The sequence below is a fragment of the Modicisalibacter coralii genome (assembly GCF_004117855.1).
Classification (GTDB): Bacteria; Pseudomonadota; Gammaproteobacteria; order Pseudomonadales; family Halomonadaceae; genus Modicisalibacter; species Modicisalibacter coralii.
This window is the reverse complement of the sequence record NZ_QWBW01000028.1, coordinates 36,403-45,903: the sequence shown is the minus strand read 5'-3', so window position 1 is coordinate 45,903 and position 9,501 is coordinate 36,403. Positions and strand designations below refer to the sequence as shown.

Below are 9,501 nucleotides of genomic sequence, written 5' to 3'. Positions count from 1 at the left end.
GGGAGACGGTTACTTGACGCGGCGTTCCTCGACCAGGGTGGCGAGTGTCCTGAGGTTGGCGAAGTGGCGACGCGTGTCGTCGCTGTCGGCTTGCAGCTGGATGCCGTAGGTCTTCTGCAGCGCCAGGCCCAGTTCCAGGGCGTCGATGGAGTCCAGGCCGAGCCCCTCGACGAACAGCGGCTCGTCGGGGTCGATGTCCTCGGGGGTGACGTCCTCGAGTTCCAGGGTGTCAATGATCAGCTGCTTGAGCTCGCGTTCCAGCTCGGTCGTCATGCAGGGCTTCCTCGTCCCGGTCGATGTCGTTGAAATAGGCTTCCAGCCGTCGTGTCAGCTCGCGGATCGCCTCGGCGGTCTCGCCGGCCCGGGTGTCCCGCGGTGACAGGACATCGCCGACCTCGAGGTGAAAGCCGGGGCGTTGCGACGGTACACGATACCACGCCTCGCCTTTGGTCAGGGTGCTGGGTCGGCAGCGGATGCGCACCGGGAGGATCGGTGTGCGCCCGCCCAGGGCGATGGTCGCCGCGCCGCGCCGCAGCCGGATCGGCGCGCCCGGCGTCGAGCGTGTCCCTTCGGGAAACACGATCAGTGTCTGGCCATTGTCCAGCGCCCGGCGGGCCGCCGCAATCGTCGCTCGGGGGTCGCTGGCGATGACGTAGCCGGCGGCGCGAATCACGCCGCGTGTCACCGGATGGGCGGCGAGACGGCCCTTGACGATGCAGTTGGCGTCGGGCGTGTGGGCCAGCAGGAACAGGGCGTCGATCAGGGTGGGATGGTTGGCGAGCAGCAGCCGGCCGGGCTGACTCAGGCGCTGTGCCTGGTCGATGCGGTAGGCGATCAGTCCCAGGCCGCGCAGCGTGGCGAGAAAGCCGCGACAGGTCATCTGCACGAGCCGCCGGACACGGCGCCGGGCGGTGGCGGCGTCGCGGCTCGCCAGGCGCAGTGGCGGCGCGACGATCTCGCCGATCAGCAGGGTGCAGAGCGCGAAGACCGCGAAGGCCAGGGCGGTGGCGAGGGTCCGCCAACCGCGATCGATGGCGGCCAGCCAGCCCGGCGGCCACGCAGCGGCTGCCATCAGGCGTCGAGCCGCCAGGTCCGGCCTCGCAGCGGGCTGGTCAGACTGCCGCCGTGGCGTAGCCAGTCGATGATATCGACGGGCTGGAGGGCATCCAGCGCCGAGAGAGCCTCGCCCGACGCGGGGGCGGGAACGATCTCCCTGCCCTCGGCCGGGGACAGGACCGCGGCCACGGCGGCGCTGCCGCGGTCCGGCGGGGCATGAGCGGCGAAGCGGGCCGGGACCGGGGCATCGCTGAACACGGCGATCACCCGCGGCGCCCCTTCGGCCAGATAGCCGCAGGCCTCATCGAGCAGGGCGGCCCATTCGTCGCCGCTGGCCGAGATCGCCTGCAGCGAACGGCGATTGCCGCTGGCGATGGAATGCACGCCGAGTACGGCGTTGTGGACCGACAGCCCGAAGCGCGCCGGCGAAAGCGGCGCATTTTCGGCCAGCGAATAGAGCATTTCCAGGGTGCGCTCGCCGTCGCCGTGTCGCGAGGCATGCAGCAGGATCGTCGTGCCTTCGGGGTCGAGGTCGGCGAGCATGTCGCACACCGCTCGCCCCGGGTTGCTGAGGCGTCGGCGCAGCATCGCCGGCACCGAGCGTCCGGCGGGGCGGGCCTCGGTGGAGATGTGCGTGTCGCCGGCGGCATCGCCATCGGGCAGCCAGGCACGCCAGTCCTGAACAAAGAGCGAGGCGGGAGTCATCGTGCGGTCTCTCGTCGTTTCCTGGTGGGGGCAAGCGGGCCGTCGGGTGACCGTGGAGTCCCGGTCGGCGCTGACTGGCGTCGGGTCGATCAGGTCTTACCCTACGCGAGTCGGCGCCACCCGGCCACTTCCGGTGCCGTCCGACGGTCCCGCGCGGGTCGACGCCCTCAACCGACCAGACCCAGGTGCTCGACCAGGATCAGGCAGCCGATGCCGATCAGTATCACGCCGCCGATGCACTCGGCCCGCTGGCCCACCACGCGCCCCAGGACCCGGCCCAGCAGGACGCCCAGGGTGACCATGATCAGCGTGGCGAGGCCGATGAACAGCGCCGTGGAGACGATGTTGGCGTCGACGAAGGCCAGGCCGATGCCCACGGCCATGGCATCGATGCTGGTGGCGAAACCGGTCATGGCGAGTCGCAGGAAGGAGTGCTGGTGGGGGCGCTGCGCGGTTTCCCGGTCGACGGGGGAAAGGCCCTCCTTGATCATGTGGCCGCCGAGCAGCAGCAGCAGGGTGAAGGCGATCCAGTGGTCCCACTGGGCGACATAGCGCGAGGCAGCCAACCCCACGCTCCAGCCGATCACCGGCGTGGTGGCTTCGATGGTGCCGAAGATCAGGCCGGTGCGCAGGGCTTCTCGAAAATGCGGGCGCTCCAGGGCGGCACCCTTGCCGACGGCGGCGGCGAAGGCATCCGTGGACATGGCGAAGGCGAGAAACAGGGTGGAAGCCAGGGTCATGACGCGTCTCCGTACCGGGCAGACAGAAAGGCATGCCTCGCGTGCCCGGTCTGGAACGCGTGACATACCTTCGGTCTCGCCAACCGGTGACGGTCGCCTGCACCACGACGCAGCGCGTCGAGCTTGTTGATGCAGGCACTTCCGAGGCTGTCGGAAGTCGGCTACTCCCCAAAGGAAGCGCAATGGTAAAACATCATTAACCCGAATGATAGGAAGGGTTAAATCGTGTAATAGCCTCGGATAAACTAGTTAACTGCGGTTAGTTTAGTGAAATACTCTTGATTGATGCTGACGCCCGGAAATTGTCGGTTCATTACGGATCAGCGTGAAACGTTGAGCCAACGCTATGGACATGAATTCCCTTCCACAAAACCCGTCTGGATGGCCCACGGGCGCATGGAGATTTCGGTGGGAAGGAACTTTTTCCCGATTGGCGCCGCAGGCGCCCGGCGAACGAAAAGAACCCGGCCGAGGCCGGGTTCTGATGGGCGGTGCGTCACTGCTGCCCGTGAGCTTCCTTGAACAACCCTCCGTGGTCCATCGGCCCGTCCCTGGGGCGAATGTCTGGTGCCGGGTTGATACCTCCTTGCTCAGCGACACACGGTCTCACGTTTAATTTGCTTGGCTACATAACATAGATTAAATACTAATCATAATTAATAGAGGGGCGTTCCAGCGTGGCGGTGAATGACATGGGCCACTCTGAAAGCGTGTCAGCGACGATTCGCGGGCGGGGCGATGGCGTGGAGTGCAATCCACGCGGCGACGTGATCGCCAGGAATAATGCCTGTCCATTTCGGCAGCTTGGCCGCTCGGCCCTCGTTCCGGATGCTCCGGTCGCGCGAGGTGCCTCAAGTCGATTCCGACAATGCCGATAGATGAGGTAAAGAACCAGTAGCGGAGGGCAGTGGTGTGCTTCACGACGTGACCATAGCAATATCGCCAGGGGCAAGGGAGGTTCACGAGAGCCGCATTCGCAAAACGGTCGAGATCATCCGCAGCCAGTCGCTGTCGTGTGCCAAATGCGGCACGTTGGCGGTGCCCGTCTTCGGCACACGCAATCTCTATCGATGTCTCAACTGTGCCCGACAGGCGACGAATGCCGCTCATGATATCCGTGCCAGCCTGACGGCGGTTGCCGTGAACAGCGCGACGAAGAGCACCTATTACCAGAAAGCGCTCGTATTGCTGGAGTCGCAGGCAAATCGCGAGAGGCTATGCCAGACAACCGGCAGCGTGTCGCCCACGACCGATGGGCCGGTAACGCGTTCCGTTTCTCCCCGCTGACGCCCGGGGCGTCGCTGCCCGATCTCGGCGCCATAGTGGCGCATGCGGTGGCCTTTTGCGTCTCGCCACTGCGGCCCGGTGTCTCTCGGCGCGCGCCTTGAGTTGGATCAAGACGGCCCTGGCGTGTCTCGACTAGTCTGGTGCTGGCATGACCTCCAGGGAGGGGCATCCAGGGAGCGTTGACCAGGGAAGCACCGGCAGGGGCGCCGGTGGAAGTTGTCCAGGAACGCAAGACCATTGACCCGGTCATCGAGCCGGGTCTTGTTTTGACCCGTGTTCGGTCAGGTCGGCGCCGAGGGAAAGAGCGCCGCCGTCAGGGTGGGGTTGAGCTGATCGGTCAGCTTCATAGGGTCGAAGGCGGAGATCTCCAGCAATCGCTCGAGATCCAGGATCTGAATGTCCTTGCGGGTCTTGCGCAACAGGCCCTGGCTCTCCATTTCGCCCAGGGTGCGACTGACATGCACCTTGGTCATGCCCAGCAGCTTGCCGAAGTCGCTCTGCAGTAGCGGCACCGAGAAGTCTCGGTGAACCGATTCGTCCACGCGCTTGAGGCGATAGTAAAGCTCGAGCACGAAGTGGGCGATGCGTGCCCGGGCATCATGACGCAGAATATTGACCAGGCGCTTGCTGATGATGACCTGCTGCCGGGCGGCGGCGGCATGGATGGCCAGGGTCAGCGACGGGGAATGCTGGAATATGTCGAGCAGCCGCTCGGCGGGAAAGGGACAGACGACGCCGGATGTCAGCATGACGACGTCGGTCGAATGAGCCGGCAAGGTGAGTTCGCGAATCCCCATCAGGTCGCCGGGCAGGAAGATATCCAGCACCTGCCCTTCGCCGCTCTCGGAGCGGTGCATGCTGTAGGCCCAGCCACGGCGCAGGGTGTACAGGGTCCGGGGGACGTCCTCGGCCTTCCAGAGCGTTTGGCCTCGAGAAACCGGCTGGGGCGTCTGCTCCAGTTCGGCCAGCAGATGCATGTCGGTGTCGGACAGTGCCATGAAATGCATCAGATTGTCTGTCAGGCAGACTTCTTGAGGTGCTGTCGCCATGTGGGGCCTATGTGCCGTGGGGCCACGGTTTGCGGGAGGCGAAGGAGGCAGAGGCCTTGAGTCGCGATGCCGAGCGGTGAACGTCCCCTTCACCCTGAACCTCAATCACGGCGATGGCAAACCCGATAATCCAGATTGATTATTTTTTACCTTGAATAACCCATGTTATCTCTCGATGGCGGCCAGGGGCGCGTATCGTGGTTCCAGGCAAGGACGCCTGTCAGGGAAGAGCGGGAACAGGAAGCCCGAACGACCAAGGAGGCACGAGCAGGAAGCTCGTGGTGAGCTGGCAAGGAAACGCAGCGATTGAAGGCCCGTGCCTCGACGAGGACGGGCCTTCTCTTTGTTGAAATGGCGCGGCATGGGGCGCCGAGAGGCTGCCTACGTCGGCCGTGTCGGTATCTTCACCGACCCTGATGCCTTGGCGGTGGTAATGTTGATGCGCCGACGCTTGCCGCCCGTCTCAAGGGTGAGGCTGTACCAGCCCCAAGCCTTCGTCAATGAGTGGCACGGCTTGACTCCCAAAGTGGGAGGGTTTATGTTCTCCCAAAAAGGGAGGAGGTTGTGAGAGTCATCGCGAAACGCGCGTTGCGGGAGTTCTGGGAGAAAGGCTATGCCGATGCCGAGCGACCGCTGACGGAGTGGTATCACATGATGACGAAGGCCAGTTGGCCGACGCCGCAGGCGCTGAAAGCGGAGATTCGCACGGCAAGTATCCTTAAGGGGAGCCGCGTGGTGTTCAACATCGGCGGCAACAAGTACCGGGTCATCGTGTCGATCCGCTACTCGCAGCAGATCGCATGGGTACGCTTTGTGGGCACGCACGAGCAGTATGATCAGGTAGATGCGGAGACCATATAGATGAACATCCAGCCGATTCGCAGTGACGCTGACCTGGATCGCACCTTCGCACGGATGGAGGTGCTGTGGGACGCAGAGGAGGGCAGTGAAGAGGCCGACGAGTTGGAAGTGTTGTCGATCCTCGTCGAGCGCTATGAGGATGAGCATTATCCTGTCGGGCCTTCCGATCCCATCGAGGCTATCAAGTTTCGCATGGAGCAGCAGGGCCTGACACCGCGCGACCTGGAGCGTTTCATCGGCTCCAGTGGCCGGGTTTCGGAGGTCCTGAATCGCCGGCGCGGGTTGAGCTTGCGCATGGTGCGGAACCTGCACAAGGGGCTGCATATTCCCTATGAAACCTTGCTGGACGAGGAGCCGGCCTAAAAACGCCTTTCACAACCGGTAGACGAAGTGCGCTTCTCCGGTGGCAGGACGCCGCGAGGGCGCTGTGAATCCCTCCCTGGGCGCTACCTTTGCTATCTGACCGCCATGGATGGCGGGAATGCCGGAATGGAAAGGAGCATTTTCCGGCCATGGCAAAGGCCCCTCGCTTTGCCCTGCTACCGGCGCCCATCACCAGAGGGTTTGGAAATGCACTCTAAAGCCTCGGCGCTGCGATCGGAATACTCAGCCCCGAGGCCTTGAGGATCGCTTGGATCTGTGTCCACTAACTGCTGGGTAAGATCCAGGGGAATGCACATGAAGTGTACGCATGAGACCTAAACCCGCCTTCTCAGCGACTGCACGGGTCGTCCATCACCACCTCGCGAGGCCGGTAACGACGGGCCACGGCGTCGACGACGATGTTCAGCCCGGCGGTGACCAGCAGCAGGAAGAACGCCTGATCGAACATCAGGTACTGGAAGCTCGAGTCGATGTGAAAGCCCAGGGTGGCGACGCCCAGCATGCCCAGCAGGGCGGTCTCGCGAATGATCACTTCGGCGCGGTAGAAGAGCAGGGCGAGCAGGCCGGGGTAGATGCGCGGCAGCAACTCGTAGGCGTAACGACCGCTGGCGGTCAGGTCGGGCATGCCGGGTTCGACGCCGTCGGCATGGCGCGCGGCGAGAAAGGCGATCAGCGCACCGTTGTGCAGCGCCAGGGCGAGCCAGGCGGGCAGCATCGAGGGCCCGAGCAGCAGCAGGAAGATGAACGCCAGCATCAGTTCCGGCGTCGAGCGCAGCCCGATCAGCAACGCGCTGCCCCCCAGCCGGGAGGCACGGTTGCCGAAGTGGCGGCTGGCCAGCGGCCACAGCAGCAGGGCGATGACCAGCGCGCCCACGGTGCCCATGAGACCCAGCAGCAGAGTATTGCCGATCGCCGGGCCCAGATCGGGAATAGCCCCCAGCCAGGCCACCAGCCCCGCTGGATCGCCGTTCAGCAGCGGCGCCGGCCACAGGTCGTGGCTGACGAAGCGCCACAGCAGGCCGGCGTCGACGTCGGGCCAGGGGCCCAGCAGGAACAGGCAGCCCAGGGCCAGCAGCGGCAGCAGGCGGCGATGTGCCCAGAGGCCGATCGAGCCGATCAGCAGGTAGAACAACCACAGCAGTGCGCCCGCCTCGTGATAGTGGCCTTCGCGAAAGGCGCTCTCGAGATGGAAACCCAGGGTGGGCAGGCCGACGAAACCCAGCAGCACGCTGGCCCGCAGCGAGCATTCGAAACGGTAGCGGGTATAGGCGGCCAGACGCTCCCAGACCAGCGGCAACTCCGCATAGACGAAGCGTGACAGCCGGCCGACGCCGGGCGGCAGGCTGTCGGCCGCCGCCGCCGGGGTCTGCTCGAGGATCTCGGCATAGACCTTGGCGAAGATCCCGGCGTAGGGCACGGCCAGCGCCGCCAGGGCGGTCACCGCCGAAAGCCCGAAGACCTGCAGGAACAGCAGGGCCCAGAACAGTTCGTGGATGGCGCGCACGAAGGCGCAGCCGGCCCGCACCAGGCGCGAGCGGAAGAACACCAGTGCCAGGGGAAAGCCCAGCAGCACGCCGAGCAGGGTGCCCCACAGGGCCACGCTCACCGTCAGGCCGATGGCGTGCAGCGGCGAGCTCAGTTCGCGCCAGTGCGGCAGCGCCAGGCCCGCGGCCATGCGGCCCAGTTCCGCCCAGGGGTCGTGGGCGACCACCGCCAGGTCGGCGAAGGGCAGCAGCACGGCACACAGCGCGATCAGCGCCAGCGACCGCCGCGCCAGGCGCAGGCCGGGGGAGTCGCCGCGCAGGATGCCCGGGGCGGCCGATTCAGCCATGCGCGTCCTCGTCGGCCGGCTTGTCGGGGGGGACGTCGGCATCGGGGTAGAGTCGATCGAGGTCGGCCAGCGTCAGCGTGTCGGTGGTGGCGTCGAGCACCAGCCGGCCCTCGCGCAGCCCCCACACGCGATCGAAGTGCGAGAGCGCCAGCTCGCGCTGATGCAGGGCGACGACGCTGGTGGCGTGGCGGGCGTCGATCAACGCCAGCAGGCGCAGCGCCTGGTGGGGGTCGACGCTGGCCACCGGCTCGTCGCCGAGGAAGACGCGGCGCTGCTGATAGAGCGCACGGGCGATCGCCACGCGCTGGCGCTGGCCGCCGGAGAGGCGGGCGACTGGGCGCTTGAGCAGGCCGTCGAGGCCGAGTTCCGCGCACAGTTGGCCGATCTCGGTCCAGGCCCGGCGTTCGGGACGGACCAGGTTCCACAGATTGGCCAGCGCCGAGTGGCGCTCGAGCCGGCCCATGTAGACGTTGTGATAGACCGCCAGCTGCGGGACCAGCCCGTGGCTCTGCGGGCACCAGGCGACCTCGCCGGCCAGGCGCCGGCGCAGCGCGGCCAGCAGCGTCGACTTGCCGGCCCCGCTCTGGCCGAGCAGGGCGACACGCTCGCCGGCGTGCAGGGTCAGCGATAGTCGCGGCAGGATGACCCGGTTGCCGTGGCCGACGTCCTCGCCGGCCAGCGACAGCAGCGCGGGCGCCATGTCAGCGCAGCAGGCCGAGGTCTTCGCCGACGGCTTCGATCGGCGCATAGGCGTCGTTGTCGACCGGGATGAAGCCCTGACGCGGGAAGCTCTCGAGCAGTTCCGGGGCCTCCATGTCGAGCAGCGCCTGGCGCACGCGGTCGGTGAAGCCGTCGCCGAAGCGCGCGTCGGCGTCGCCGCGGATCGTCCACTGATAGTCGGGGTAGGCCGGGGTTTCCCAGATCACCTTGACCTTGTCGGTGTCGACGCGGCCATCGGCCACGGCGGCGTCCCAGACCGTGTAGTTGACCGCGCCGACGTCATAGGTGCCGGACTCGACCAGGGCGATGGTGCGGGTATGATCGCCGGAGAAGCCGACCCGCGAGAACAGCGCCTCGGGCGCTTCGTCGAAACGCTCGCGCAGGTAGTACTCGGGCATCAGCCGGCCGGAGGTGGACGTCTTGGCGCCGAAGGTGAACGACTTGCCCGCGAAGGCATCCGGCATCCGCTCCTGGTGGGGGTCGATGCCGGTGTCGGTGTTGGCGATGAAATAGCTGTGAAAGGCGGCGTCCTCGACGCCCTGGGCCAGTGCCCGGGATCCCGGCACCAGACGCCGTGCCTGGACGCCCGAGAGTCCGCCGAACCAGGCCAGTTGCACCTGATCGTTGCGGAACGCGCTCACCGCCGCGCTGTAGGATTTCACCGGCACATACTCGACCTCGACGTCCAGCGTGTCGCTCAGGTAGTCGGCGACCTTCTGGAAGCGCTCGACCAGTCGCGACTGGTCCTCGTCGGGAATTGCGGTGAAGCGGAAGGTTTCCTGCGCCTGGGCGGCGGGGGCCAGGCCAAGCAGCATCAGGGCGGTGGCGAACAGGCGTCGCATGGTGGAGCTCCTCTGGTGTTCGGAGG

At 66.1% G+C, this 9,501-nt stretch carries 11 protein-coding genes and 1 riboswitch; of the genes, 3 read left to right on the top strand and 8 right to left on the bottom strand.

All coding sequences use genetic code 11. From position 1 onward, the window contains the following. Positions 1 to 9: 9 nt before the first annotated feature. The 4 genes from D0901_RS15265 to mntP form a co-directional block, all read right to left on the bottom strand. Complete coding sequence (locus D0901_RS15265) at positions 10 to 273, bottom strand: phosphopantetheine-binding protein (RefSeq protein WP_129141169.1); 264 nt, start codon at positions 271 to 273, stop codon at positions 10 to 12. Then, complete coding sequence (locus D0901_RS15260; RefSeq protein WP_129141168.1) at positions 230 to 1,072, bottom strand: lysophospholipid acyltransferase family protein; 843 nt, start codon at positions 1,070 to 1,072, stop codon at positions 230 to 232. The genes D0901_RS15265 and D0901_RS15260 overlap by 44 nt, the downstream gene beginning before the upstream one ends. Next, on the bottom strand, positions 1,072 to 1,761 hold the full coding sequence (locus tag D0901_RS15255; RefSeq protein ID WP_129141167.1) for a beta-ketoacyl synthase chain length factor: 690 nt from the start codon (positions 1,759 to 1,761) through the stop codon (positions 1,072 to 1,074). Before D0901_RS15255 ends, D0901_RS15260 begins: the two co-directional genes overlap by 1 nt. 167 nt (positions 1,762 to 1,928) lie before the next feature. Next, positions 1,929 to 2,501, bottom strand: a complete 573-nt coding sequence (gene mntP / locus D0901_RS15250) for a manganese efflux pump MntP (protein ID WP_129141166.1) — start codon at positions 2,499 to 2,501, stop codon at positions 1,929 to 1,931. Continuing rightward, a riboswitch (yybP-ykoY riboswitch) is annotated at positions 2,502 to 2,676 on the bottom strand. 737 nt (positions 2,677 to 3,413) lie between these two features. Between mntP and D0901_RS15245 the strand changes: the two genes are divergently transcribed. Next, positions 3,414 to 3,788: a hypothetical protein gene (locus tag D0901_RS15245; protein WP_129141165.1), complete on the top strand. Its 375-nt coding sequence runs from the start codon at positions 3,414 to 3,416 to the stop codon at positions 3,786 to 3,788. A gap of 281 nt (positions 3,789 to 4,069) precedes the next feature. Here the strand turns inward: D0901_RS15245 and D0901_RS15240 are convergent, their stop codons facing one another. Next, a complete protein-coding gene (locus D0901_RS15240; protein ID WP_162500884.1) occupies positions 4,070 to 4,786 on the bottom strand; it encodes a Crp/Fnr family transcriptional regulator in 717 nt (238 codons plus the stop codon). Positions 4,787 to 5,401: 615 nt separating this feature from the next. On the opposite strand from D0901_RS15240, the gene D0901_RS15235 reads away from it, so the two are divergent. After that, positions 5,402 to 5,698 carry a type II toxin-antitoxin system HigB family toxin gene (locus tag D0901_RS15235; protein WP_129141163.1) on the top strand — a complete coding sequence of 99 codons (297 nt, stop codon included), beginning with the start codon at positions 5,402 to 5,404 and terminating at the stop codon, positions 5,696 to 5,698. Then, on the top strand, positions 5,699 to 6,061 hold the full coding sequence (locus D0901_RS15230; protein ID WP_129141162.1) for a helix-turn-helix domain-containing protein: 363 nt from the start codon (positions 5,699 to 5,701) through the stop codon (positions 6,059 to 6,061). A 349-nt stretch (positions 6,062 to 6,410) separates the two neighbouring features. On the opposite strand, the gene D0901_RS15225 is transcribed toward D0901_RS15230, so the two are convergent. From D0901_RS15225 to D0901_RS15215, 3 genes are read right to left on the bottom strand one after another with little or no spacing between them, the layout of a single operon-like run. Beyond that, positions 6,411 to 7,913 carry a PhnE/PtxC family ABC transporter permease gene (locus D0901_RS15225; protein WP_129141161.1) on the bottom strand — a complete coding sequence of 501 codons (1,503 nt, stop codon included), beginning with the start codon at positions 7,911 to 7,913 and terminating at the stop codon, positions 6,411 to 6,413. Further along, a complete protein-coding gene (locus D0901_RS15220) occupies positions 7,906 to 8,613 on the bottom strand; it encodes an ATP-binding cassette domain-containing protein (RefSeq protein WP_129141160.1) in 708 nt (235 codons plus the stop codon). The genes D0901_RS15225 and D0901_RS15220 overlap by 8 nt, the downstream gene beginning before the upstream one ends. Before the next feature lies 1 nt (position 8,614). Continuing rightward, positions 8,615 to 9,475, bottom strand: coding sequence for a putative selenate ABC transporter substrate-binding protein (locus D0901_RS15215; RefSeq protein ID WP_129141159.1), 861 nt, complete (start codon positions 9,473 to 9,475; stop codon positions 8,615 to 8,617). Positions 9,476 to 9,501 lie beyond the last annotated feature (26 nt).

Excerpts from the sequence above, each read along its gene's own strand:
- D0901_RS15265 (WP_129141169.1), bottom strand. The coding sequence starts at position 273 with ATGACGACCGAGCTGGAACGCGAGCTCAAGCAGCTGATCATTGACACC.
- D0901_RS15260 (WP_129141168.1), bottom strand. The coding sequence starts at position 1,072 with ATGGCAGCCGCTGCGTGGCCGCCGGGCTGGCTGGCCGCCATCGATCGC.
- D0901_RS15255 (WP_129141167.1), bottom strand. The coding sequence starts at position 1,761 with ATGACTCCCGCCTCGCTCTTTGTTCAGGACTGGCGTGCCTGGCTGCCC.
- mntP (WP_129141166.1), bottom strand. The coding sequence starts at position 2,501 with ATGACCCTGGCTTCCACCCTGTTTCTCGCCTTCGCCATGTCCACGGAT.
- D0901_RS15240 (WP_162500884.1), bottom strand. The coding sequence starts at position 4,786 with ATGGCACTGTCCGACACCGACATGCATCTGCTGGCCGAACTGGAGCAG.
- D0901_RS15230 (WP_129141162.1), top strand. The coding sequence starts at position 5,699 with ATGAACATCCAGCCGATTCGCAGTGACGCTGACCTGGATCGCACCTTC.
- D0901_RS15225 (WP_129141161.1), bottom strand. The coding sequence starts at position 7,913 with ATGGCTGAATCGGCCGCCCCGGGCATCCTGCGCGGCGACTCCCCCGGC.
- D0901_RS15220 (WP_129141160.1), bottom strand. The coding sequence starts at position 8,613 with ATGGCGCCCGCGCTGCTGTCGCTGGCCGGCGAGGACGTCGGCCACGGC.
- D0901_RS15215 (WP_129141159.1), bottom strand. The coding sequence starts at position 9,475 with ATGCGACGCCTGTTCGCCACCGCCCTGATGCTGCTTGGCCTGGCCCCC.